Source organism: Anaerobacillus sp. ABR4_321 (genome assembly GCF_056158505.1).
Window position 1 is genome coordinate 2,985,655 of record NZ_JBSWTK010000001.1, and the last position, 23,924, is coordinate 3,009,578.

Genomic DNA, 23,924 nt, shown 5'->3' on the forward strand with positions numbered 1-23,924 from the left:
TGGTAGGTCTAGAAAGGAGAACAAGATTGCCAAAGTTCCTCTCAAAACGCTTCTTATTAATCGTATTATTTATCGTAATCCTTGCATTGATTACATTCTGGATCTTGCCAGTATCGATTCCCTTAATACTAGCATTCATTACAGCACTTGCTTTAGATCCAGCCGTTCGTTTACTTAAGAAACGAACCAAATTAAAAAGGGCCCTCCCTGTTACGATCGTATTTACTCTCTTCGTAATAATGATTTCACTAATCAGTTACTTTTTAGTGACCAAAGTCGTTACTGAAGGCATTGATATTGTTGAAAATTCTCCCATGTACATACAAAACATTACTCAAATGTGGGAGAGCGTAGAAGCAAATATGTATAGCGTATCTAAGAATTTTCCGCCTGAATTTGTTCAGGAATTCACTTTTCAAATCGAACAATTTCTTGAAAATTTAAAAGTGAAAATTAGTAGTATCGATTACCTTAAAATCATTACAGTGTTTGTAACTGGCATCCCTAATTACCTAGTCAGTATTCTTGTTTATCTTATCGCGCTATTTTTATTCTTAATGGAACTACCTAAATTAAAAAAACAAGCTTATTCATACCTTTCCGAGCAGACAGCTGAAAAGGTTCAATTTATGACGGGTCGTTTGTCATATGTCATCTTTGGCTTTTTCAAAGCTCAATTTTTAGTAAGTATAATCATTTTTGTCGTCAGTTTAATCGGTCTATTGATGATCGCGCCAAAGGTAGCTCTGTTGATGGCATTCATCATTTGGGTGATCGATTTCATTCCAATAATCGGATCGATCGTTATTCTTGGTCCTTGGGCACTGTACTACTTTATATCAGGCGATATTACGATGGGTAGTCAATTAGCTATTCTCGCCATCGTTCTCCTCGTAATAAGACGTACAGTGGAACCTAAAGTAATGGGACAACACATCGGCTTGTCTCCATTATCCACTTTAATTTCGATGTATATCGGGCTTAAACTTTTAGGAATCATGGGCTTTATAATCGGGCCGATCATTCTCATCGCATTTAATTCAGCAAGAGAAGCTGGCTTGATAAAAATCAATTTTAAATTATAGAAACGCGCTTCGTTCGCGTTTCTTTTTTTGTATAAAAAGAAGCTGCTCATTAAATGAGCAGCTTCTTAGTATTACATTTACCAGATCATTCCCATAAGCGCTACAACACACGTACCTGCAACGAATACTCCAAAGAATATTCCCCATGCTGGGTATTGGTGCCCTTTGTGGCTTAAGTGCATGAACATATAAAGCTGGAATACCAATTGGATTCCTGCAAGGATCATGATAAAGATAACCGTAAATGAATCTGAAATCGCATCACTTGCAACTGCAACAAATGCAAGCATCGTGATGAAAATCATCATGATGAAAGAGACGATTTGCTGTTTAAATTCCTTTTCATGTGCAATCTTATGGTGAATATCAAGGTGACTCTGATCGTGTTCTGAAACGTGTTCAGTGCTCTCATGAGTACTCATTGAGTTAACCCACCTTTCCCATTAAGTAAACGACTGTAAAGATAAAGATCCACACAACGTCGATAAAGTGCCAATACAATGCGAATAGATAAAACTTAGGTGCAGTGTATAGGTCCATTCCACGACGCATATTACGGAAGATCAAAAGAGCAATCCATATGATACCAGCAGTAACGTGGGCTCCGTGAGTTCCTACTAATGTATAGAACGCAGATCCCCAAGCACTACTTTGCATAGTGTGCCCATACTCGTGTACATAGTGGTTAAATTCATAAATTTCAAGACCTAGGAACGCTAAGCCAAGTAAAGCAGTTACGACAAACCAACCAATCATACGCTTAAAATGATTTGTTTTCAATGCCATCGTTGCAAATACGGACGTTAAACTACTCGTTAGAAGTAGCATTGTGGCAATAAAAACGAGCGGAAGTTCAAATAGTTCATTTGATGTTACTCCACCGTTTGTTGCATTCCTTAGTCCTAAGTATACCCCAAAAAGCGAGGCGAAAAGCACAGTTTCGCCTCCAAGGAAAAACCAGAAGCCAAGAAATTTGTTTTTACCATCAAGTGTCGCCCGTTCTGGATTGGCAGGCAATTTGCTCATTTCTTCAGCTCTCATTTGCCTTTCCCCCCTTCAGCAGGCAGATCTTCTTTGTGAATATGATATCCATGGTAATCGATGACGGAACGTATAACCATACCAACAACCGTAAGTACAAGTCCACCGATCGCAATTACCCACATGGAATAGATTGCAGCTAAACCTGCGATGAACAATCCAAGTGACATGATGAATGGAAGTATCGATGCATCAGGCATATGAATATCATCTAGTGGTTCTGCAGGAACCATTCCTTTATTTCCAGCACGCTTTTCAAGCCACCAAGCGTCAAGACCGCGAATCAATGGTGTTTGAGCAAAGTTGTATTCAGGAGCTGGAGAAGAAATAGCCCACTCTAGCGTTCTTCCATCCCATGGATCGTTTCCTGCTTTTTTACCTTTAATAGCAGTTTGGATGATATTCCAAACCATTATAATCGTTGCAATACCCATCAAAAATGCTCCGATGGACGCCGCGAAGTTTGCTTCATCAAGACTTTGTCCTGATAAGTATGTGTAAACTCGACGTGGCATACCCATTAGACCTAAGAAGTGCATTGGGAAGAATGTTAAATGGAATCCGATAAAGAATAACCAGAAATGAAGCTTTCCTAGGAATTCATTCAACATTGTTCCGAAAATCTTCGGCCACCAGTAGTAGAATCCAGCAAATAGACCAAAGACTACGCCCCCTACGATTACGTAGTGGAAGTGAGCAACTACAAAGTAGCTATCATGATACTGGTAGTCAGCAGGTGGAACACTCAACATTACCCCTGTCATACCACCGAGTACGAATGAAGGAATAAATCCAACTGCGAATAGGTTTGCTGTTGGGAAGCTTACTTTTCCTCCCCACATCGTGAACAACCAGTTAAAGATCTTAACACCGGTTGGAACTGCGATTAACATCGTAGCAACCGCAAAGATTGAGTTAGCGATCGGTCCAAGTCCTACCGTGAACATGTGGTGAACCCAAACCATGAATCCTAAGAAACCGATCAATGCTGTCGCAAATACCATCGCGGAATAACCGAAAAGACGTTTGCGAGCAAAAGTAGCAATAATTTCAGAGAACATACCGAATACCGGTAGTACTAGAATATAAACTTCTGGGTGTCCGAAGATCCAGAAAAGATGTTCATAAATAATCGGGTTACCGCCTGCTTCAGCCGCGAAGAACTGAGTACCAAACAAACGATCGAACATAAGAAGAGCAAGACCGATTGTAAGTGCAGGGAAAGCAAATAGAATAAGACCAGAAGTAATAAAGCTTGACCATGTAAATAGCGGCATACGCATAAATGTCATTCCTGGCGCACGCATGTTGATGATGGTTACAAGGAAGTTGATACCACCGATCAATGTACCGATACCAGAAATCTGTAGTCCTAATACATAGAAGTCTACTCCATTACCAGGACTCGTTGTTGACAATGGGGCATATCCTGTCCAACCCGCGTCAGGAGCGCCACCCATAAACCAACCAAGGTTAAGTAGAATTCCTCCGGCAGAAAACAGCCAAAAACCAAGTGAGTTTACGAATGGAAACGCAACATCCCTCGCCCCGATTTGGAGTGGAATGATCGCATTCATAAACCCGAAGATCAGCGGCATGGCCGCCAAGAAAATCATTGTTGTACCGTGCATCGTAAGAAGCTGATTAAATGTTGCAGCGCCTACGAAGTCAAATTCAGGATAAAGCAACTGCACCCTTAATAGGATTGCTTCTAGACCACCGAGGAGAAAGAAGAATGCCCCGGAAACGAGATAGAGAATCCCGATTTTTTTGTGGTCAACGGTAGTAAGCCAATCCCAAATAGGATTTTTCTTTTTATAAGCATGTGCTGACACGAATTAAACCTCCTTATTTCCGTTGACTATTCTTCAACCTTTAAACCATTGAGATATGCAACAAGTGCGTCGAGTTCTTCATCATTCAGCTGATCGCCAAATGCTGGCATATTGTTACCAGGCTTGTACTCGCCAGGTTCAGCAATCCACGCCTTGATGTTCTCGTCTGTATGTTCAAGAATACCCGCGACCATTTCGCGATCGCCAAAGTTTGTTAAGCTTGGTCCAGTGTTACCACCTTCACCACCGACTGCGTGACAGCCGATACAGCTATTTGCAAATAGTTCTTCACCTTGTTGAGCTTGATCAGTAGCAGCTTGAGATGAAGCGTTCTGCATTTTCTCTGCCCAAGCATCAAAGTCTTCTCTTTCTTGAGCGATAACTTTAAAGTCCATCAACGCATGTGATGGTCCACATAGCTCAGCACACTTTCCATAATATGTACCTGGTTCGTTAGCATTGAGCCACATTTTGTTCACAGTAGCTGTGTTCGTATCCATTTTACCTCCGAGTGTCGGTACCCAGAACGAATGGAGAACGTCTTTGGAAGCGAGTTCAAAATAGACTCTTTCACCAGTAGGCATGTATAGATCTTGTGATGTTTTGATTTCAAGATCAGGATACTCGAATTCCCACCAGTATTGGTGTGCTGTAACTTTGATGACAAGTGCATCTTCAGGAGGGTTATCCGTTCCTTCATCTAATGCAAACGTAGCCATAACTGTTGGAACAGCAAGGATTAAAAGTAAAATAATTGGGACAGTTGTCCATAAAATTTCAAGAACTACATTACCTTCTGTTTGCTCTGGAATCTCATTGTCATCTTCACCACGTCTTCTGAAGCGTAAAAGCACAATCGTATAAATAAGTGCTACTACAACGAAAACCCCAATCATGATGTAAAGACTCAACATCATGAGATTAAATTGCATTTCCGCCCCTTCCCCTTTAGGAAGCAAAGCAGTTAGTTGCTCATTACCGCAACCAGTAAGCGTTAACGCAATTACCGATAAGAGTGGTAAAAAACGCCAAACATTTTTCCAACGTTTCATTTGCACCTTAAACCTCACTTTCTTAATAGCTTTTACTCAAATTGAATTATAGGAAGGCGAGGCGAGAAACTACTTTCTCGCTTCGCCTGACCATACTTAAACCAGTACCTTATTTGTTAATATTCACTGCAATCATTACGATAAACAGAATCGTAATATAATTTAGTGAGTATACAAACATGATTCGTGCCCATTTGATATCATCTTTCATGAAAAAGCCTGCTACTCCAATAGCGAACCATCCAAATCCAAGGATCGATGCTACTGTGATGTAAACCGGACCGAAGCTATATAGTAATAGCGATACCGGTACAAGTGCAGCAGTGTACAGGACGATTTGACGCTTTGTCATTTTGAATCCTGCAACAACAGGAAGCATTGGAATTCCAGCATCACGATAATCGTCAACACGTTTCATAGCTAGTGCTAAGAAGTGCGGTGGCTGCCAAATAAACATGATTAGGAACATTCCCCATGCTATGGGGCTTAAGTTAGGATCGACTGCTGCCCAACCGATAAGAGGTGGTAAAGCACCTGAGAACGATCCTACAACCGTATTTAGAGAAGTTGTTCTCTTTGTCCACATTGTATAAAGGACAACATAGATAACGAGTCCGAGAAGCCCTAGTAGAGCCGCCATCGGTTCTATGATGAGAAGCATGATCGAACCTACGATGGATAGTCCAAGTCCTACAAATAGAACCTGATTCGCAGGAATCTTCCCTGTTACGGATGGACGCGTATTCGTTCTTGCCATTACTTGGTCGATATCACGGTCAATATAGTTATTTAAAGATGTTCCCCCGGCTACAACAAACGCTGTACCTAACATCGTTAAAATCAATACCATTGGGTTTGCGAACAGGTCAAAACCTGTAGCCACAGAAGCAACCCACAACCCTGTAAATGCTGTAATTAAATTATCAAAAACAATTCCAAGCTTTGTAAGTGTTAAGAAGTCTTTCCATGTTCCAGAAGGATTAGCCTCAGAAAGAGGACCTGGCTCCATCACTCGGCTTGATGCCTCGTAAGCAGTTCTAGTCTTACTCATACGATACACCTCCTTTACGTTCGGCCATAACAGCCTGTGCATCATTAATGTTAAACAATCCCAAATTGAGATCGTATAATCTCATTGTGTTGTTAGTCTTCACGTCTACTCCCCCAGAATTACCTGCTGTTCAAAAAGTGTTAAGCAATTTTCACAAGTTATTATGATAACACTTCAACAGCTATGGTAAGATAATGTTGGTTTTGTGAGAGGAAGCAGTACCCGCAATCCTTATCCATTATAAACGAATCTACTTGTTTTGTATACGTTGTTTAAAATTAGTTAAAAATGCTTTATTTTGTAGGTAGATAAGTGCCCGCTGCTCTTCTCACATTCATTGTACTATGTTTTAGAGCCAATTTGATAAGAAGGTGGTATTTGTGAATAAATTGTTGAAATTGTTCGGGATCATCACGTCACTTGGTATGCTGCTCGTCCTTTTGATGGGGGCTGTCGTTACCAAAACAGGTTCTGGGGATGGTTGCGGAAATTCATGGCCACTGTGCTATGGAAAAGTATTACCTGAAGCACCAGAACTCGAAACGATCATAGAATTAAGCCATCGATTTGTTTCAGCTATTTTAGGACTACTCGTTATCATACTTGCTGTATGGTGCTGGCGAAAGATCGGCTATATGAAAGAAACAAAGGTTCTTGCGATCGCTTCCGTGTTCCTCATTGTTTTTCAAGGTCTACTAGGAGCTGCTGCAGTTGTGTGGGGACAATCTGATATCGTCCTTGCTTCTCACTTCGGTTTTTCACTTGCAAGCTTTGCGAGTGTCGTCCTTCTCACTCTGCTCGTTTTCGAAGCAGGTTCAACAAAAGTTCCTGTTGTTCCAAAGAAGATCCGAATTCATCTCTATGCAGTTACGATCTATTCTTACATCGTGGTGTATACGGGAGCTCTAGTACGCCACACGGGATCGAGTATGGCATGCGCAAACGTACCTTTCTGTAATGACGGTCAACTCCTTGCTTTTTCAGGACAACCTGGCATTCAGATGTTACACCGTACTGCTGCGATGTTGATCTTTGTTTGGATTCTTTACATTATGATCATCGGATTAAAAGAAATGAAGAATGAAAAAACGATGAGGAGAGGCCTTATCCTCTCATTCGTCTTTGTCTGCTTACAGGCACTAAGTGGTATCCTCGTGGTTGTCACAAAGCTTAATCTTTTCCTCGCTTTGTTCCACGGGTTATTCATATCAGGATTGTTTACGGTTCTCCTCTATCTCGTTATGCTCTCGCTCAGAGGGGCTAGAAATTAAAAAAGCTGCGCATATTGATATTATCCCCTTTAAGTAGACATTCAAAAAAGCCTTCATGATATTGTGGAGGTAAGAATGATACTTAGAGGGGATTTTCTATGGCTAAAAAAGGACAGAGGTTTCAGAAGTACACAGACGAGTTTAAACATAATGCCGTGATGAAACATGTAAACGGTACTAAAAGTTATGAAGCACTAGCTGAAGAAATTGGATTAAGAAGTTGTACACAGCTTAAAGTCTGGGTTAAGAAGTGGAAGAACGGTGATGCGTTTGATTCCCGAAGTCAAGGTGGGACAACTCCTATGAAAGGCAGGCCAAGAACAAACTTTAAAACAATTGAAGAAGAAAGAGATTACCTGAAGGCGCAGGTGGACTATTTAAAAAAGCAATATCAAAATCTGGAAAAGGAGGGGAAGTGACACAATTAATAAAATATGAAGCCGTCGAAGAATTAAGGGAAGAAACTCCTGTTAGCTGGTTATTAGAGATTGCTTCCCTACAGCCATCAAGCTACTACAAATGGAGAGCCAGTAAAGCAAAGCGAGAAGAACGGGACAATCAAGATCATGACATCAAAATGCATATGATGGGCATTCATTTTCTGCATCCTGAAACAGGTTATCCTACCATGACCCGTTTACTTAAAGAAAGTGGTTACCAGATTAACCATAAAAAAGTTTATCGGATGATGACGGAAATGGGCATTCAATCGGTCATTCGTAAAAAGAGAAAAAGACATGGGTACACGCCGTCTGTCATCTATCCAAACAGATTAAAACGAAAGTTTAAAGCATATGGACCTAACCAAAAAATGGTTACGGACATTACTTATGTATCAGATGGAAAACGATTCTATTACTTATCGGTGATTCAAGATTTATTTAACAACGAGATTGTAAGCTGGAAGCTTTCTAAAAGAAATGATTTGGAACTTGTTTTGGATACTGTAGGCCAATGGACCAAGAAAAAAGACGTAACTGAAGCCGTGCTCCATTCGGATCAAGGCTTTCAGTATACGTCTAAGGCATACAACACACGAATAAAAGAATATGACATTAAGGGCAGCCACTCTCGCAAAGGAACCTGCCTAGATAATGCCTGCATTGAATCCTTCTTTTCGCATCTCAAAACAGAGAAGTTGTATATAAATAAGTGTAAATCAGAAAAAGAAATCAGACAAGCAATTGAGGATTACATCTACCACTATAACTACAGGCGATTTCAGAAGAAATTAAAGCAACGCGCGCCGATTGAATATCGACACGCGTTGGCAGCGTAGTTTTTTTATACTGTCTACTTGACAGGGGTAATTCCATATCGCGCAGCTTTTTAGTTTATTGTAATTCGATCAACAGATCCCCTGATTCGATTCCTTCACCGTTTGAAACGTGAATGTGTTTAACTACACCACTTCTTGGAGCTTGTACAGTAGTCTCCATTTTCATCGCTTCAGTAATCATGAGGTGATCCCCTTTGTTGACCTTTTCCCCATTTTCTACAAGGACCTTTATTACTGTCCCTGGCATCGTTGCACCGATATGTTCAGGGTTGTCCTTATCTACTTTCGGTTTTGCGGCAATCGAAGTTTTGATGTTTTCATCTTTAATTACCACTTCACGAGGTTGACCGTTCAGTTCGAAATAAATCGTTCGCTTCCCTTCGAGGTTTGCCTCGCCAATCGACACGAGTTTAACGATGAGTGTTTTCCCTTGTTCGATCTCAACTTCGATGGACTCTCCTAATCTCATGCCATAAAGGAATGTCGGTGTATCCAAAACTGATACATCCCCGAACATGTCCTTCACATCCTCATATTCAAGAAATACTTTAGGATAAAGGGCATACGAAATTAAATCATGACTAGTGACTTGTCTATTTAATTTGTGATAGAGCGTTTCTTTGAGATCTGTAAAGTTTACTGGTTCTAATAGCCCACCTGGTCGTGCCGTAACTGGTTCTCTTCCCTTCAGGATGATTTGCTGAAGTTCTTTCGGGAAGCCTTGATACGGTTGGCCCAGATAGCCTTGGAACAATTCGACTACTGAATCTGGAAAATCAAGGGACTCTCCTTTTTCATATATATCATCTTCATTCAAATCGTTCTGGACCATATAAAGAGCCATATCGCCTACAACTTTTGATGATGGGGTTACTTTTACTATGTCACCAAACAGTTTGTTAACTCTACTATACATTTCCTTAACTTCGTCCCAGCGTTCTCCAAGACCTACTCCTTTAGCCTGTTGCTGAAGATTACTATACTGACCGCCTGGCATTTCATGCTGATAGACCTCAGTATGCGGAGCAGACATCCCACTTTCAAATCCGCTGTAGTACTTTCTTGTATCTTCCCAATAGTGTGATAGCTCTTCTAACGCGTTGATATTGATGTCAGGCTGACGATCTGACCCTTCCATCGCGTAGTAGAGAGAGTTCGCACTAGGCTGTGAAGTCAGACCTGCCATTGAGCTGACCGCAACGTCTACAATATCTACGCCGGCTTCAATTGCCTTGGCATACGTATAGACGCCGTTCCCACTCGTATCGTGTGTATGAAGGTGGATGGGAATGGATACTGTTTCTTTCAAGCTCGTAATTAGCTCATAAGCCGCTTGAGGTTTTAATAGACCTGCCATGTCTTTGATACCTAGAATATGGGCACCAGCATCTTCAAGCTCTTTCGCTAATTGCTTGTAATAGGCTAAGTCGTATTTGGTTTTCGTTGGATCAAGAATGTCTCCTGTATAGCAGATCGCAGCTTCAGCGATTTTGTTTGTTTTTCGAACGGCTTCGATCGCTTTTGTCATACCTTCGACCCAGTTCAAGCTATCAAAGATTCGAAACACATCGATTCCTGCGTCTGCAGACTTCTCTACAAACTCATTGATCAAGTTATCTGGGTAGTTCTTATATCCAACGGCATTAGACGCTCTAAGCAACATCTGAAACATGACGTTTGGAACTTTTTCTCTAAGTTTGATCAATCGATCCCATGGATCTTCTTTTAAGAATCGTAGAGATACGTCAAACGTAGCTCCGCCCCACATCTCCATCGAAAAAAGTTCAGGTAGCATTCTTGAAGTCGGTTCAGCAATATGTAATAGGTCAGAAGTACGCACTCGAGTTGCAAGCAGCGATTGATGACCGTCCCTGAACGTCGTATCTGTAAGTAATGGTTTTTTCTGATCCTTCACCCAGTTTACAACGCCTTCTGGTCCATGTTCATCCAGAATTTGTTTCGTCCCTTTCAACGTCTCTTCACTATAGGTTAAGTGAGGAACTCTACGTTTGGGATAAGCTGGCTTCTTCTTTTTATCAAGACCAGGAAAGCCGTTAACCGTGATCGTACCGATATACGAAAGCATTTTTGTTCCTCTGTCTTTACGCTTAGGAAAAACAAAAAGTTCAGGAGTCGTATCGATAAATGACGTATCATAAACCCCAGACTTGAAATTCTCGTGCTTGATCACATTTTCAAGAAATGCGATGTTTGTTTTTATTCCTCTTATACGGAACTCTTTTAAATTCCTAACCATCTTGGCGGATGCATGTTCGAAGCTTAATGCCCACGTAGAAAGCTTTACGAGTAAAGAGTCGTAGTAAGGTGTTATGACTGCTCCCTGATATGCGTTTCCTGCATCGAGTCGAACTCCAAAGCCACCACCTGATCGATAAGCCATCAGCTTCCCTGTATCAGGCATGAAGTTATTCTCAGGATCTTCAGTCGTTACGCGGCATTGAATCGCCACACCGTGACAGTCGATTTCGTTTTGAAGTGGAATACCGAGACGGCTTCCGTGAAGCTCTTCCCCTTGAGCAATCATGATTTGGGATTGAACGATATCGATGCCTGTTATCATCTCAGTAATCGTATGTTCAACCTGTACTCTAGGGTTTACCTCGATAAAGTAAAAGTTACCCTGTTGATCGACTAGAAACTCTACAGTTCCTGCATTCACATACTTGACGTTTTCCATCAATCGAACAGCTGCTTCACAAATGTCAGTACGGGTTTTCTCATCGAGTGAAACACTAGGTGCTACTTCGACGACTTTCTGATGACGCCTTTGCACAGAGCAATCTCGTTCATAGAGATGAACCGTGTTCCCATGTTTGTCACTCAATATTTGAACTTCGATATGTTTCGGATTCTCAACAAACTTTTCTACGTATATTTCATCGCGTCCAAAAGCAGCTTTAGCTTCTGATTTGGCTCTTTCGTAAGAATCAGCAAGAGCTTGTTCAGTGCGGACGATCCTCATTCCTCGTCCACCACCGCCAAGAGCAGCTTTGATCATCAATGGATACCCGTGTTCTTCTGCAAATTGCCTCACTTCATCCAAGCCTTCAACAGGACCATCAGACCCAGGGATAACTGGAAGATCGGCTAACACAGCTTGCTTCCTAGCTTCTACTTTGTCTCCAAACATTCCAAGATGCTCAAGTTCAGGCCCGATAAAGATGATGCCTTCTTCCTGACAACGTTCTGCGAAATGAGTGTTCTCAGATAAAAAGCCATACCCTGGGTGTATTGCATCGATGTGATTTGTTTTCGCAATTTCGATAATGCCTTCAATATCGAGGTACGCATCGATCGGCTTCTTATCCTCGCCTACAAGGTACGCTTCATCAGCTTTGTATCGATGATACGCACCACTATCTTCTTTGGAATAAATCGCGACAGTACGAATATCTAGTTCTGTACATGCACGAAAAATACGAATTGCAATTTCGCCTCTGTTTGCGACGAGTATTTTATTGATTGCTTTCAAGTTCGTTCCTCCTCCGGCTTAATTACATTGAAACGGATTTATCATTTCGATAAAAGTCTGTTTTCTTTGATTTACGGATATTAACGAAGGCTGATACATTGATCAAGATACCAACTGACATCATTAATAAAATCAATGATGAGCCTCCATAACTAATAAATGGTAGAGGGACACCTGTTACTGGGAGCCAACCTGTAATGGCTCCCAGGTTCACCGCGGTTTGTACCCCGATCATACCTGCTATACCTATCGCTAATAAGCTTCCGAACGTATCTTTGCATCGTATGCCTATGACGAACCCTTTAAATACGATATACCCAAGGAGTCCGATGACGAATACAACGCCAAAGAGACCTAATTCTTCTGCAACGATCGCCATAATGAAGTCTGTATGAGGTTCTGGCAAGAATCCATATTTCTGGATACTTTGTCCAAAGCCTTGACCAGTGATTCCACCAGAAGCAATCGCGATATAAGAGTTGATCAAATGAAATCCACTATCGGTTGGATCCGAAAATGGGTTATATGCTCCAGTGAATCTGGATAACTGCTCTTCTGATAGAGTCAGCCAAGCTCCTGCAAAAAGGACTACGCCTACTGCTATTAAACTAAATAAATGTTGCCACTTCATTCCAGAACATACGATTACGATTCCTGAAGTTAACGCGATGATCATCGCAGTACCGAGATCTGGCTGCGAAGCTACTAGCGCGAAGATCACGCCGATCACCATGATGGGAGGTAAAGCTCCACGTAAGAAGTTTGAAATATAGGCTTGTTTTTTCGAGTAAATAGCAGCTAGGTAAATAATCAATCCCAACTTAACAAATTCAGAAGGTTGGAATCCGATTGGTCCTATATAGATCCAACTCTGCGCATTGTTGGTCGTCGAGCCTATTATTTTAACAAGCAGTAACCCGAGTACAGATCCTCCCAATATTGGAATAATGAACTTTCGATAAGCTTTGTAAGGGAACAGCATCGTTCCTAATAACACAAAAAATGACACTGCTAACCAGATGATTTGTCTGTTAAAGAAATAAGCGCTGTTGGTTTCATGTCTCATCACAGCCCAGACCATGCTTGCGCTGTACACCATTACAAGGCCGAAGCCACATAATAGAAGCACACTGATGATGAGAGAATAATCGTAATGCTTAAATAGTTTTTTAATCATAGACGTCATCCTACCTATTTATTTACTCTGGATTGAAGAACCGCACAAATTGAAACAGCTGACTGCAATGCGATTGAAGTATGTATAGCATTCGATGAGTTTTCAGCGAAACCTGCCTGTCCGAAAGAAATTAAGGCTTTTCTCGAAGTACTTTTAAGATCGTCCATCCATCCGACTCTTTTCCAAACAACTTAAAAGGAATCAAGTTAGTAAAACAGAGCCAAAGATTGAAAAATAGTGTCCAGGCTAGGATGTGAAGGGGCAATGGAAGAGCCAGTGTGAGGAGTGCCGCACACAAATTGAATAGCGGCCCACTTAGAGCGATGATGACTTTTCCGCGCGCATGGTCAGGCTGACTACTAATCGTCATACCTCCAGCAAAATAGAAGGCGTTAACAGCTAATTCTCCTCTTGCATGTTTCCAGGTAAATAATCTTGGTCCAACGCCAAGGTGAAGCTTTACACTCGAAGACGTTAATACGTTTGCTGCAAGGGTATGACCTGCCTCATGAACGAGTAAACTAAGAGGGGAAATAACTAGAATCACCATGAGCAAATCATACATTCTTATCTACTCCTATTGTCTAATCTAGCCTTACACTCGTATTCTATCATATTTTTATCTTACGTTCTTAAAGCAAAAGAAAAAGAGGCTGGGACAAAACCCAGTAAATTAAAATAAGAGTGGCCCTGCGGACAAGAATTTGTTCGCAAGGCCACTCTTTCTATTTTTTTATCTTTTTTAACAATAAAATAAGGACAGCCTCTGATAAAATTAGAGTTACCACACAATAACCATCGGAGGTGTCCTTATGTTTAAAGATTATAACATGAATCAAGTGATTTTGCCCCTCGATTTAGAAATGAAATTACAAGAAAATGATATCGCTTATGCCGTCCATGAGTTGGTCGAACAGATTCCGGATGAGGCTTTTTCCGCGTTCCTACGTGATACGGGATGCCCAGCTTATCACCCACGTATGATGATGAAAGTTATTTTATGTGCGTACACACAATCTGCTTTTTCAGGAAGAAAGATTGAAGGTCTCCTCAAAGATAGCGTACGGATGATGTGGTTGGCGCAAGGATATGAACCGAGTTATCGGACCATAAACCGGTTCCGGGTGCATCCCGAAGTCAAAGAACTTCTGCGTCAGGGTTTCGTGCAGTTTCGTTGTCAGCTCGTTCAAAAAGACCTTATTGATAATGAAGCGATCTTTATTGATGGCACGAAAATTGAAGCGAATGCCAATAAGTTTACGTTTGTGTGGCGTAAGGCTGTTGAAAGGTACAGCCAGAGTCTGATCGAAAAGTCGAATGCGATGTACGATGAGTTGATTGAAAAAGAAGTAATCCCCGAAATAGAACGAGAAAGTCCAGAACACCTTTCCACTAAAGAACTTACTAAAATAGAAGAAAAGCTAGAAGAAAAAGTAGAGGAGTATACTGAGAAGATTAACGACAGTAAGGATGTAGCCGAACGAAAACGGCTTCGTTCAGAGCGAAAAATGCCAAAACAGTTCCTCAAACAGGTACAGGATTTTGTGTTGCGCAAAACAAAATATGAAAATGATAAGGCCATCTTCAAAGAACGGAACAGTTATTCAAAGACCGATCACGATGCCACCTTCATGCGCATGAAAGATGACTATATGAAAAATGGGCAACTCAAAGCCGGGTACAATCTACAGATTGCGACGGAAGGACAATATACACTCGCTTACGATCTCTTTCCTAACCCAACAGATACTCGAACATTTCTTCCGTTTCTAGATCGCGTAGAAAAGGATTTCTTTAAACTTCCAACCTACATCGTCGCAGATGCCGGTTATGGAAGCGAAGAAAATTACAGAGATATCCTGGAAAATCGCAAGCGTACGCCTCTCATCACCTATAACACTTATCGAAAAGAGAAAAAGAAAAGCTTTAAGAAGGATGCGTTTCACGTATCCAACTGGGATTACAGTGAAAAAGGAGATTCATTCATATGCCCGAACGGAAAACAGTTGCCTTTCCGATTCGTTTCTCATCGTACTGACAGAGGTGGCTTCACCCGTGAATTTAAAGTATATGAAAGTGAAAACTGTACCGGTTGCCCGTTCCGTTCTCAATGTACAAAAGCAAAGGACGGAGCCAATCGAAAGATCTTCTATAACGCCAAATGGGAAGAACAAAAGAATATGATTCGACAGCTGCTTTCGGATGAAAAAACAGGTGAAATCTACGGTCAACGGAAAATCGATGTAGAGCCAGTTTTTGGATTTCTGAAGGCTATTTTGGGTTTCAATCGTATGTCTGTAAGAGGCAATGACAAGGTCAAAAATGAACTGGGGTTTGCGCTCATGGCGGTAAACTTAAGAAAGTACACTACCGTGAGTGCAGAATGACTCAATAATCTTGGGGAGGACCAAAGAAAAAAGGTTCCGTTCATCAAAAAACGATGAACGGAACCTTTTTTCGTTATTCCAGGCTAGTTATGTCCCAGCCTCTTTTGGCTATTACTTAATGCTAGCTTCGTGTAAAGCTGAGAGCTGACGTTCGAGAGACTCAAGCAATTCTTTGCCATCGTCTTCGTTCACTAGCCCTAGTCGAACAGCGAAGTCTATTTCACGTGATAAACCAAACATTTGAGTATCAAGAACCTCTTCATAAAGAGGACATTGAGGCATTGTTAAATTTTCCATCTGAACTTCAATGAGTTTTAGGATCTTGTGCGCATCGGCCTTCAACAGCTCGTATGCTTTTTCACGATGTCCTGTTGCCATCCCAGTTGACAAAACTGATCCCTCCGTTCCCTTTCCCATTCCTCTTATAATCATAAAAGCTTACACGGTAAATTGCAAGAAAAACCAGTATATTGTGTCCTAGAAAATGCTCAATTCATATTGAGATGAAAAGTTTTCAAGCAGCTTTATTCCAGCGATACTATTTCCTTTCGCGTCTAACGGAGGGCTATACACGCCGATTCCCATCTGATTAGGTACTAGACTTAGAATCCCGCCCGACACGCCACTCTTTGCCGGTATAGCAACGTTAATCGCAAATTCACCAGAAGCATTATACATCCCGCATGTGACCATAAACGTTTTTACGATACGTGCGATATACTTCGGGATGATCTTACGTTCTGTTTCCGGATCGCGCCCTTCATTTGCAAGGACCATTCCGATTCTTGCGAGGTCTTTACAATTTACTTCGATGGCACATTGCTTTGTATACGCTTCGAGAAGCATTTCCACATCATTATCGATCAAGCCATGCTGCTTCATAAAGTAACATAGAGCTCTGTTAAGGTGGGCCGATTCAAACTCTGAATCGGCCACTTCATAGTTGATACCGATACTTGAATTGTTTGTCATGTCATGTATGAGTTGCAGGATGCGCCCTACCTTCTCATGCGAAGTCTCACCGTGGATTAAATCTGTTACTACGAGGGCACCCGCATTGATCATTGGGTTTAAAGGCTTTGAAGGAACCTGTGACTCAAGCTTTGCAATCGAATTGAAAGGGTCTCCAGTCGGTTCTTTACCGACACGTGAGAAAACGTTATGTTCTCCAGCATCCATGATTGCAAGAGCTAACGTAAGAATTTTCGAGATACTCTGGAGGGTGAACGCTTCGCCAACGTCTCCAGCTGATAAACAACCATCTTCTTTGGAGAAGACAGCGATCGACAGTTTATCGGGATCTGCTTTTTCAAGGGCAGGTATATAATCAGCTACCTTCCCATCTTTAGTAAAAGGCTTACTGCGCCTGACGAGTTCGACTAGTTCTTGTTCTGTAGTACATTTCATTTTTCCGCCACCCCGCTTTGAAGAATAAATTATGTCACCATACTATTCCCCAAATGTGACAAAAGCAAGCATAACCGGTATACTTGTTTTGCAAAAGATATAGATTGCGGGGTGCAGGATATGGAAACGATTATTCCAATCAAAGGGAAGGTCACTTATCCGATCACGCTTGATGCAAGCGTGTGGATTTTTGATGACAGAAAGATCGAACTCGAAGAATTTTTGAAATTCAACAGCAGTTCTGATGAAAATGAGAACGATTACATCAAAGCTCAATCTGAGCGATGGGAACAAGAACGCACAGGTATTAAACCACCTATCAATCAAAGCATTAAACGCTTTGAGAAGGAAAAAATATTGAATGGTAGCTATGTGATTCCCCTCGAGCCGTTTCTTTCTAACGCTGAGCCATTAACGGAAGGAAATCACGTTCAGCTAGAAACGACTGATGACGAACACATCGTCCTATCTATAGATGAAGCATTGAACGGCTTTCTTGGATTTGCAATAAACGGAAAGCCGCTCAAGGACGATGGTCCGGTTCACTTTTATCATGGTGACGGCGCAAACGCCGCAGAACCATTCAAAAACGTTTGTGCCATTACAATTATTTAAAGAAGATCGGCCGCAAGCTGGGCTAACTGAGAACGTTCACCTTTCTCAAGCTTTACGTGTCCACTTAGCGGCTGGTCTTTAAATTTCTCTACAACGTAAGTCAGCCCGTTCGTATACTCATCTAAATACGGATGATCAATTTGCTGAGGATCTCCAAGGAGTACAATCTTACTCCCTTCCCCTACCCTTGTTAAGATCGTTTTCACTTCATGCTTCGTAAGATTTTGCGCTTCATCGATAATAATGTATTGATCTGGTAAACTCCTACCACGTATATACGTGAGCGCCTCTACTTGTATAGATCCGATACCTGCCAGGATCTTCTCCAATTCACCGGTTTTCTTAACATTAAATAAATACTCTAGATTATCATAGATCGGTTGCATCCATGGCTTCAGTTTTTCATCTTTTTCACCAGGGAGAAACCCGATATCTTTGCCGACTGGAACGATCGGTCTCGCGATAAACAGCTTTTTGTATTGATTCAAATCCTCTGTCTGCATTAACCCAGCTGCAATCGTAAGGAGGGTTTTACCAGTACCCGCCTTTCCAACTAGCGTCACAAGAGGGATGTCCTTTCTAACAAGTAAGTCAAGTGCCATCCTTTGCTGAACATTCCTTGGTCCAATTCCCCACATATACTCTGTTTCCATAGCTGTTTTCTCAATCCGCTTCCCTTTCTTATCGACTTTACCAATTCCAGAAGATGAGGGGTTAGCAGGATCTTTCAGAATGACATATTGATTTGGATACAGGTGTCTTCCTTTTAAAGATTTCATATCGATATAGTGTCTCTCAAAGAAACTGTTCAAGAGTTCACTCTCTATATATCGTTCTTCATAGCCTGTGTAGATTTGGTTAAATTCGACTACGCGATCACTCAAAAAATCTTCTGCTTGAATGCCTAGCGCATCTGCCTTCACCCTGACCAGTGCATCTTTACTTACAAGTATGACGGATCGGCCAGATTTCTGTTTGCCTTCTTCCAAAAACAGGTTGAGTGCCACCGCCAAAATTCGGTTATCATTCGTTTTTTCAACAAATTTATCTTGAAAATATTGAAACGACCGATGATTGAGTTCAATTCTGAGAGTCCCTCCATTTTCTAAAGGAATAGATGAGTGGAGCTTCCCTCTCTCTCTGAATCCATCGATCATGCGTGAGATGTGTCTTGCATTCCTTCCTATTTCATCCATATACCGTTTTTTTGAATCGACTTCCTCCAAAACAACCGCTGGAATTACAATTTCATTCGTTTCAAATGAATAGATGGCATTTGGATCCTGTAATAAGACATTGGTATCCAGGACGTAAACCTTATCCAACGTTTCGCCTCCCGAGTGATTATAGTTGGTGTGACTGGTAGCAAATGACAGTTTGGACTATCTACGTTTTGTATAATCTATGACCCGGTGAATAAAGTTAGACGGTTATTCAGAAAATAATTAGCAAAAGAAGTGAATGAAAGAATCGATCACATACTCGGAGGAATTATTATGAGAAGTAGCAAATGGTTAATGGTAGGGTTCATCCTTCTTGCAGCATGTCAGTCAAATGATGAACCAGTCGCTGAAAAGCAAGAAAAAGTTGAATATGTGAAGCAGTCTGTCCGGACGCCTGAGAACGAAGAGCGATCTGCAACGGAAATTGCAAAACACCTTGTGACGATTGCAAAACAAGTTCCGGATGTTGAGGATGCTACTGCAGTTGTAACTGGAAAATACGCGGTCGTTGGAATCGATGTGAATGAAAAGCTTGACAGATCTCGCGTAAGCTCGATCAAATATACGGTGGCTGAAGCTCTACAAAAAGATCCTTTTGGTGCAAATGCCATCGTCACCGCCGATGCCGATACGACCTATCGTTTAAGGAGAATGGCATCCGAAATTAGAAGAGGACACCCGGTAGGTGGAATCATGGAAGAGCTAGCTGATATCGTCGGTCGACTTGTCCCTGAAGTTCCAGGTGACATTAACAAATCTGAGCGTGAACCAACTAGAGCGAACGATAAACAGCTTCCTGCTAATGAGAAGCAGCAGCTGAAAGAACAGCAAGAAAAACAAGATTTAGACAAGTAAAACCGGCTTTCAGCCGGTTTTATCACGTTACACCTGTTTTCTTCAATTCAGCCATAACAGAACGGTCTAGTTTTGCAGCGGCTTCAGGATCGTATGTTTTTTCATAAGCAGGTTCAACAGACATTTTCGCACCATAAAACATGATATCCCGTACTTCTTTGATCGATAGCGTTACCTTTGCAAGCTTCAGTGGTACTGAATTCATTGGTTCTTCATCAATGGTAGCAGTCCCTGAAATGGAATAGGTACTTTCATTTCCAATCAACGTGATGGAAACTTGGTTATTCTCCCTAAGATTCTTAACGATTCTCGATTTTAAATCCACCGCAAAGACAACAGTGCTATTGTCTACAGCGTAAAGCCACGAAATCGCGCTCACATTCGGACCTTTCGTCTCATGATCAATGGTCGATAGGAGAACGTATTGTTCCTTCTTGAGTAATGTGAGTAGTTCACCTGAAAGGGTATTCTCTACCTTATTTGGCATTCTCATCCCTCCATAAATAAAGTTCTAACTGCATTGTACTGCAAAACCTCTCCTCTTTCATGCTATACTAACTACATGAATGAGAGGTGTTAAACGTGCGTGTAAAATGTGTTCTATGTGATAAGATCGAATCTATTGATAGCGGCAGTCCACTCGCCAAAAAACTTCGCAACAGACCTATTCACACTTATATGTGCGACCCGTGCTATGATCGGATCGAAAGCCGCACAAAAGAGAGGAAAGAAAGCGGCGATTTTAAACTTTACCACAAAGAAGAAACTGATGATGAGTGGTAAAGTAAAAGAAGGACTGATCGCAGGTACACTATCTGGCATCATACTAGGATTATTACTGAAAGCAATTCAGTACAAAACGGGTGTCCTTGTGTATACCCTACTACTAAATATCGACTTCATACCGGTAATGGGAGATATTCAGTGGCCTGAAATGATTGAATTTATTTTCCACCTGATCATCTCACTAATCATCGGTATCGTATACACAATCGGAAGCTATCGATACTTCTATAAACGTAAGGTAGCGCAATTACTCTTTTCCTACCTTCTTACGCTTCCAACTGTATTCCTATACTTTCCTTTGACCTATTTAGCTGAGAAGCCAACTCCTCCTTTGAATGATATCGAAGCGATATCGTATTGGACTTTGGGACATGCTGTGTATGCGGCTGCGCTTTTCGCTGTTTATCGGTTTAACGAAAAATGATCGTTGTAAGAAAGACGTGCTCTGAGCACGTCTTTTGTTTATTGGTTATATTTAGGTTCATTTTGAATCGAACGTAACAACGCATCGATCAATTCAATTGGAAATTTCATATTCCTATTGTCATTTTCTTTTACAAAATGAACGATATAATAGGGTTCTTCAATTTCAATATCCAATTCCGATACACCGTGATCCTCTATCAATATTTCCTCAAAAAAAGCTCTTGTATCCTGGGCAGCATGATCGCTTTCTCTCTCATCGGCTACTTTTTTTATGCTTAGCCAATTATACATTGCATCCTGAAGGTTCACTGCTTCCCCCCGCTTGTTCTGACGTTAGCCCGCCTCGTTTTCGTTTTTCTTCGATTGATTGAGACGAACCTTATATATGATTAATACGACAGCAGCAGCTACTAATCCTTCCGCTACAGGAAGCCCAATTCCAAAAAAGGTAAGAGGGAAACAACCGACAATTAGCAGAATGTAAATAACAGCATTCTTAAGTACGGGTAATTTCTTCGCGAATCCTAGTCGATATACAACGATCGAAAGAATAACAATGATCGCATACAGCAAATAAAAACCTAATGTCATGTTCTCTTCTATTCCAACTAACTTTGCGAAGAATGATAAATCACCTGATGGAACCACTTCATTGTTCACATTTTACACCTCCAACATCTCCATAAAAAAACGATTCAAAAGGGATGCCCCTTTTGAATCGCACTAGACACCCTTATTGTTGGGCTAATTTTTTCTTTTTAGCTACTCTTTCGCGTTCATTCTTATCAAGGATCTTTTTACGAAGACGGATAGAATCTGGTGTGATCTCGCAATACTCATCCTCATTTAGATACTCAAGAGCTTCTTCAAGAGTCAATACACGAGGCTTCTTCATTGATACCGTTTGGTCTTTGTTTGCTGAACGCATGTTTGTCATCTGTTTTACCTTTACGATGTTTACAGTGATGTCGTTCTCACGAGTGTGCTCACCAACAATCATACCTTCATAAACTTCAGTACCAGGTTCAACGAAAATCGTACCACGATCTTCTACACCCATAATTCCGTATTCAGAAGCTTTTCCTTTTTCCATCGATACGAGAACACCCTGACGGCGTCCACCAACACGGCCGCTAATAAGAGGCATATAAGATTCAAACGTGTGGTTCAAAATCCCATAACCGCGAGTTTGCGTAAGGAATTCAGTTGTATAACCGATCAGTCCACGAGCAGGTACCATGAATTCTAGACGGACTTGGCCTGCTCCGTTGTTCACCATGTTAACCATTTCACCTTTACGCTCACCAAGAGACTCCATGACAGCTCCAGTGTAGTCCTCAGGAACGTCGATTTGAACGCGTTCAACTGGCTCACTTGGAACACCATCGACTTCACGAACAATTACTTCTGGCTTAGAAACCTGTAGCTCGTACCCTTCACGACGCATGTTTTCAATCAAAATCGAAAGGTGAAGCTCACCGCGCCCTGACACGATCCACTCATCTGGAGAATCTGTATTTTCAACACGAAGACTTACGTCTGTTTCTAGCTGTGCTCTCAGACGCTCTTCGATTTTACGACTTGTAATATACTTACCTTCTTTACCAGCGAAAGGACTGTTGTTTACAAGGAACGTCATTTGAAGAGTAGGCTCGTCAATACGAAGAATAGGAAGTTGATCTTGGTGGTCATATGGACAAACCGTTTCACCTACGTTGATCTCTTCCATTCCTGAAACCGCCACAAGGTCTCCAGCTTTTGCTTCTTCAATTTCTACTCGCTTCAGTCCAATGAAACCAAATAGCTTGGTTACACGGAATTGTTTCACAGTTCCATCGATCTTCATCAATGCGACCTGCTGTCCAACTTTCATCGTTCCTCTGAAGATACGACCGATACCAATACGACCAAGGTAGTCGTTGTAATCAAGCAAAGTGATTTGGAACTGAAGAGGTTCGTCACTATTGTCGACAGGTCCTGGGATGTTATCAATGATTGTATCCATTAGAACTTTCATGTTGTCATCTTGCTTATCAGCATCTAAACTTGCTGTTCCGTTGATTGCAGAAGCATATACAACAGGGAAATCAAGCTGATCTTCATCTGCGCCAAGATCGATAAATAGGTCGATCACTTCATCAACAACCTCTTCTGGTCTAGCAGCTGGGCGGTCGATCTTGTTCAACACAACGATTGGCGTAAGTTTTTGCTCGAGTGCTTTCTTAAGCACGAAACGTGTTTGAGGCATACAGCCTTCATAAGCATCAACAACGAGTAGAACACCATCTACCATCTTCATGATACGCTCTACTTCACCACCGAAGTCTGCGTGTCCAGGAGTATCCATGATGTTGATTCGCTTATCTTCATAATTGATTGCAGTATTTTTAGCTAGGATTGTAATCCCGCGTTCTCTTTCAAGGTCATTCGAGTCCATCGCACGCTCATTTACTTGCTCATTGTCACGAAATGTACCAGATTGATGTAACATTTGATCAACTAGTGTCGTTTTACCGTGGTCAACGTGAGCGATAATCGCGATGTTACGAATATCTTCTCTAATTTGCATTAAACTCTCTCCTCGTATTCTCGTCCTATCCATGACGATAATCTCAATAACTAGTCCATTATAACACAGTAATGGCGTTAGGAGAAATTTATGTCCTTTCAGGAATCTACTCTTTATTGTACACTATAAGTATTAAGGAGGCGTCCGAATGAATAAGCATAACTTTCTATTACTATTAATGGCCATTTTAGCCGTGATTAGCATGTGCGCAATTGGCGTTTCAATAGCAGAACAAAGCGTGATCGGAATACTGCTGTCTTTTGTAGGTGTAGGATTTTTTATGGGAATGGGCTTCCGTATCAAACGAAAAGCGGAGCAATAGAAAAAAGAGTTGTCACTTCGACAACTCTTTTAGTTTGGTGAAAAACAAAC

The 23,924-nt window shown here is 41.4% G+C and carries 25 protein-coding genes; 10 read left to right on the top strand and 15 right to left on the bottom strand.

The annotated features are described in order from the left end of the window. The first annotated feature begins 26 nt into the window (after nt 1-26). Nucleotides 27-1,085 carry a sporulation integral membrane protein YtvI gene (gene ytvI / locus ACXADT_RS15520; RefSeq protein WP_270181751.1) on the top strand — a complete coding sequence of 353 codons (1,059 nt, stop codon included), beginning with the start codon at nt 27-29 and terminating at the stop codon, nt 1,083-1,085. Between the two features lie 77 nt (nt 1,086-1,162). Here ytvI and ACXADT_RS15525 read toward each other — a convergent pair whose 3' ends face one another. The 5 genes from ACXADT_RS15525 to cyoE form a co-directional block, all read right to left on the bottom strand. Further along, complete coding sequence (locus ACXADT_RS15525; protein WP_270181750.1) at nt 1,163-1,507, bottom strand: cytochrome C oxidase subunit IV family protein; 345 nt, start codon at nt 1,505-1,507, stop codon at nt 1,163-1,165. A 4-nt stretch (nt 1,508-1,511) separates the two neighbouring features. Next, nucleotides 1,512-2,126: a cytochrome c oxidase subunit 3 gene (locus tag ACXADT_RS15530; protein ID WP_270181749.1), complete on the bottom strand. Its 615-nt coding sequence runs from the start codon at nt 2,124-2,126 to the stop codon at nt 1,512-1,514. Continuing rightward, a complete protein-coding gene (gene ctaD / locus ACXADT_RS15535; protein ID WP_270181748.1) occupies nt 2,123-3,961 on the bottom strand; it encodes a cytochrome c oxidase subunit I in 1,839 nt (612 codons plus the stop codon). The genes ACXADT_RS15530 and ctaD overlap by 4 nt, the downstream gene beginning before the upstream one ends. A gap of 26 nt (nt 3,962-3,987) precedes the next feature. Continuing rightward, nucleotides 3,988-5,013, bottom strand: coding sequence for a cytochrome c oxidase subunit II (gene coxB, locus ACXADT_RS15540; protein ID WP_270181747.1), 1,026 nt, complete (start codon nt 5,011-5,013; stop codon nt 3,988-3,990). A 109-nt stretch (nt 5,014-5,122) separates the two neighbouring features. Beyond that, nucleotides 5,123-6,064, bottom strand: coding sequence for a heme o synthase (gene cyoE, locus ACXADT_RS15545; RefSeq protein ID WP_270181746.1), 942 nt, complete (start codon nt 6,062-6,064; stop codon nt 5,123-5,125). Nucleotides 6,065-6,444: 380 nt separating this feature from the next. Here cyoE and ACXADT_RS15550 point away from each other — a divergent pair, with 380 nt between their 5' ends. From ACXADT_RS15550 to ACXADT_RS15560, 3 genes are all read left to right on the top strand, one after another. Next, nucleotides 6,445-7,335 (top strand): COX15/CtaA family protein, encoded by an 891-nt coding sequence (locus tag ACXADT_RS15550; RefSeq protein ID WP_270181745.1) that lies wholly within the window; start codon nt 6,445-6,447, stop codon nt 7,333-7,335. A gap of 98 nt (nt 7,336-7,433) precedes the next feature. Further along, a complete protein-coding gene (locus ACXADT_RS15555) occupies nt 7,434-7,754 on the top strand; it encodes a transposase (RefSeq protein ID WP_474831833.1) in 321 nt (106 codons plus the stop codon). Beyond that, nucleotides 7,751-8,614, top strand: coding sequence for an IS3 family transposase (locus tag ACXADT_RS15560; RefSeq protein ID WP_474831834.1), 864 nt, complete (start codon nt 7,751-7,753; stop codon nt 8,612-8,614). Before ACXADT_RS15555 ends, ACXADT_RS15560 begins: the two co-directional genes overlap by 4 nt. A 55-nt stretch (nt 8,615-8,669) precedes the next feature. On the opposite strand, the gene pyc is transcribed toward ACXADT_RS15560, so the two are convergent. The 3 genes from pyc to ACXADT_RS15575 all read right to left on the bottom strand — a co-directional run bounded on the left by pyc (nt 8,670) and on the right by ACXADT_RS15575 (nt 13,849). Next, nucleotides 8,670-12,107, bottom strand: a complete 3,438-nt coding sequence (gene pyc / locus ACXADT_RS15565; RefSeq protein WP_270181744.1) for a pyruvate carboxylase — start codon at nt 12,105-12,107, stop codon at nt 8,670-8,672. Nucleotides 12,108-12,129: 22 nt separating this feature from the next. After that, the gene (gene ftsW, locus ACXADT_RS15570; protein WP_270181743.1) at nt 12,130-13,284 is read right to left on the bottom strand and encodes a putative lipid II flippase FtsW; all 1,155 of its coding nucleotides are present in this window, start codon (nt 13,282-13,284) and stop codon (nt 12,130-12,132) included. Between the two features lie 130 nt (nt 13,285-13,414). After that, the gene (locus ACXADT_RS15575; protein ID WP_474812219.1) at nt 13,415-13,849 is read right to left on the bottom strand and encodes a site-2 protease family protein; all 435 of its coding nucleotides are present in this window, start codon (nt 13,847-13,849) and stop codon (nt 13,415-13,417) included. A 247-nt stretch (nt 13,850-14,096) separates the two neighbouring features. Here ACXADT_RS15575 and ACXADT_RS15580 point away from each other — a divergent pair, with 247 nt between their 5' ends. After that, the gene (locus tag ACXADT_RS15580) at nt 14,097-15,671 is read left to right on the top strand and encodes an IS1182 family transposase (RefSeq protein WP_474831836.1); all 1,575 of its coding nucleotides are present in this window, start codon (nt 14,097-14,099) and stop codon (nt 15,669-15,671) included. Between the two features lie 111 nt (nt 15,672-15,782). On the opposite strand, the gene ACXADT_RS15585 is transcribed toward ACXADT_RS15580, so the two are convergent. Together ACXADT_RS15585 and glsA are read right to left on the bottom strand one after the other, a co-directional pair. Beyond that, nucleotides 15,783-16,049, bottom strand: coding sequence for an Fpa/YlaN family protein (locus tag ACXADT_RS15585; protein ID WP_442865187.1), 267 nt, complete (start codon nt 16,047-16,049; stop codon nt 15,783-15,785). 99 nt (nt 16,050-16,148) lie between these two features. Further along, nucleotides 16,149-17,078 (bottom strand): glutaminase A, encoded by a 930-nt coding sequence (glsA, locus tag ACXADT_RS15590; RefSeq protein ID WP_270181741.1) that lies wholly within the window; start codon nt 17,076-17,078, stop codon nt 16,149-16,151. A 120-nt stretch (nt 17,079-17,198) separates the two neighbouring features. Here glsA and ACXADT_RS15595 point away from each other — a divergent pair, with 120 nt between their 5' ends. Beyond that, the gene (locus ACXADT_RS15595) at nt 17,199-17,693 is read left to right on the top strand and encodes a peptidyl-prolyl cis-trans isomerase (protein WP_474831838.1); all 495 of its coding nucleotides are present in this window, start codon (nt 17,199-17,201) and stop codon (nt 17,691-17,693) included. On the opposite strand, the gene ACXADT_RS15600 is transcribed toward ACXADT_RS15595, so the two are convergent. Further along, on the bottom strand, nt 17,690-19,018 hold the full coding sequence (locus ACXADT_RS15600; RefSeq protein ID WP_270181739.1) for a PhoH family protein: 1,329 nt from the start codon (nt 19,016-19,018) through the stop codon (nt 17,690-17,692). The genes ACXADT_RS15595 and ACXADT_RS15600 overlap by 4 nt on opposite strands. A gap of 171 nt (nt 19,019-19,189) precedes the next feature. On the opposite strand from ACXADT_RS15600, the gene ACXADT_RS15605 reads away from it, so the two are divergent. Beyond that, nucleotides 19,190-19,771 carry a YhcN/YlaJ family sporulation lipoprotein gene (locus ACXADT_RS15605; RefSeq protein ID WP_474812222.1) on the top strand — a complete coding sequence of 194 codons (582 nt, stop codon included), beginning with the start codon at nt 19,190-19,192 and terminating at the stop codon, nt 19,769-19,771. A gap of 22 nt (nt 19,772-19,793) precedes the next feature. Here ACXADT_RS15605 and ACXADT_RS15610 read toward each other — a convergent pair whose 3' ends face one another. Next, nucleotides 19,794-20,258 carry a pyridoxamine 5'-phosphate oxidase family protein gene (locus ACXADT_RS15610; RefSeq protein ID WP_270181737.1) on the bottom strand — a complete coding sequence of 155 codons (465 nt, stop codon included), beginning with the start codon at nt 20,256-20,258 and terminating at the stop codon, nt 19,794-19,796. Between the two features lie 95 nt (nt 20,259-20,353). On the opposite strand from ACXADT_RS15610, the gene ACXADT_RS15615 reads away from it, so the two are divergent. After that, nucleotides 20,354-20,554 carry a YlaI family protein gene (locus ACXADT_RS15615; protein ID WP_270181736.1) on the top strand — a complete coding sequence of 67 codons (201 nt, stop codon included), beginning with the start codon at nt 20,354-20,356 and terminating at the stop codon, nt 20,552-20,554. Next, nucleotides 20,544-20,981 (top strand): hypothetical protein, encoded by a 438-nt coding sequence (locus tag ACXADT_RS15620; protein ID WP_474831840.1) that lies wholly within the window; start codon nt 20,544-20,546, stop codon nt 20,979-20,981. Before ACXADT_RS15615 ends, ACXADT_RS15620 begins: the two co-directional genes overlap by 11 nt. Before the next feature lie 38 nt (nt 20,982-21,019). On the opposite strand, the gene ACXADT_RS15625 is transcribed toward ACXADT_RS15620, so the two are convergent. The 3 genes from ACXADT_RS15625 to typA all read right to left on the bottom strand — a co-directional run bounded on the left by ACXADT_RS15625 (nt 21,020) and on the right by typA (nt 23,552). Further along, on the bottom strand, nt 21,020-21,292 hold the full coding sequence (locus ACXADT_RS15625; protein WP_474812228.1) for a hypothetical protein: 273 nt from the start codon (nt 21,290-21,292) through the stop codon (nt 21,020-21,022). 24 nt (nt 21,293-21,316) lie between these two features. Then, nucleotides 21,317-21,574: a YlaH-like family protein gene (locus tag ACXADT_RS15630; protein ID WP_474814807.1), complete on the bottom strand. Its 258-nt coding sequence runs from the start codon at nt 21,572-21,574 to the stop codon at nt 21,317-21,319. 142 nt (nt 21,575-21,716) lie between these two features. Next, nucleotides 21,717-23,552 carry a translational GTPase TypA gene (typA, locus tag ACXADT_RS15635; protein ID WP_270181733.1) on the bottom strand — a complete coding sequence of 612 codons (1,836 nt, stop codon included), beginning with the start codon at nt 23,550-23,552 and terminating at the stop codon, nt 21,717-21,719. A 148-nt stretch (nt 23,553-23,700) separates the two neighbouring features. On the opposite strand from typA, the gene ACXADT_RS15640 reads away from it, so the two are divergent. After that, nucleotides 23,701-23,874 carry a DUF5325 family protein gene (locus ACXADT_RS15640; protein WP_270181732.1) on the top strand — a complete coding sequence of 58 codons (174 nt, stop codon included), beginning with the start codon at nt 23,701-23,703 and terminating at the stop codon, nt 23,872-23,874. Nucleotides 23,875-23,924 lie beyond the last annotated feature (50 nt).

What these genes read in the sequence shown, in the direction of transcription:
- ACXADT_RS15525 (WP_270181750.1), bottom strand. Translation starts at nt 1,507, where the DNA reads ATGAGTACTCATGAGAGCACTGAACACGTTTCAGAACACGATCAGAGT.
- ACXADT_RS15530 (WP_270181749.1), bottom strand. Translation starts at nt 2,126, where the DNA reads ATGAGAGCTGAAGAAATGAGCAAATTGCCTGCCAATCCAGAACGGGCG.
- coxB (WP_270181747.1), bottom strand. Translation starts at nt 5,013, where the DNA reads ATGAAACGTTGGAAAAATGTTTGGCGTTTTTTACCACTCTTATCGGTA.
- cyoE (WP_270181746.1), bottom strand. Translation starts at nt 6,064, where the DNA reads ATGAGTAAGACTAGAACTGCTTACGAGGCATCAAGCCGAGTGATGGAG.
- ACXADT_RS15555 (WP_474831833.1), top strand. Translation starts at nt 7,434, where the DNA reads ATGGCTAAAAAAGGACAGAGGTTTCAGAAGTACACAGACGAGTTTAAA.
- ftsW (WP_270181743.1), bottom strand. Translation starts at nt 13,284, where the DNA reads ATGATTAAAAAACTATTTAAGCATTACGATTATTCTCTCATCATCAGT.
- ACXADT_RS15575 (WP_474812219.1), bottom strand. Translation starts at nt 13,849, where the DNA reads ATGTATGATTTGCTCATGGTGATTCTAGTTATTTCCCCTCTTAGTTTA.
- ACXADT_RS15580 (WP_474831836.1), top strand. Translation starts at nt 14,097, where the DNA reads ATGTTTAAAGATTATAACATGAATCAAGTGATTTTGCCCCTCGATTTA.
- ACXADT_RS15585 (WP_442865187.1), bottom strand. Translation starts at nt 16,049, where the DNA reads ATGGCAACAGGACATCGTGAAAAAGCATACGAGCTGTTGAAGGCCGAT.
- glsA (WP_270181741.1), bottom strand. Translation starts at nt 17,078, where the DNA reads ATGAAATGTACTACAGAACAAGAACTAGTCGAACTCGTCAGGCGCAGT.
- ACXADT_RS15595 (WP_474831838.1), top strand. Translation starts at nt 17,199, where the DNA reads ATGGAAACGATTATTCCAATCAAAGGGAAGGTCACTTATCCGATCACG.
- ACXADT_RS15605 (WP_474812222.1), top strand. Translation starts at nt 19,190, where the DNA reads ATGAGAAGTAGCAAATGGTTAATGGTAGGGTTCATCCTTCTTGCAGCA.
- ACXADT_RS15610 (WP_270181737.1), bottom strand. Translation starts at nt 20,258, where the DNA reads ATGCCAAATAAGGTAGAGAATACCCTTTCAGGTGAACTACTCACATTA.
- ACXADT_RS15620 (WP_474831840.1), top strand. Translation starts at nt 20,544, where the DNA reads ATGAGTGGTAAAGTAAAAGAAGGACTGATCGCAGGTACACTATCTGGC.
- ACXADT_RS15630 (WP_474814807.1), bottom strand. Translation starts at nt 21,574, where the DNA reads ATGACATTAGGTTTTTATTTGCTGTATGCGATCATTGTTATTCTTTCG.
- typA (WP_270181733.1), bottom strand. Translation starts at nt 23,552, where the DNA reads ATGCAAATTAGAGAAGATATTCGTAACATCGCGATTATCGCTCACGTT.
- ACXADT_RS15640 (WP_270181732.1), top strand. Translation starts at nt 23,701, where the DNA reads ATGAATAAGCATAACTTTCTATTACTATTAATGGCCATTTTAGCCGTG.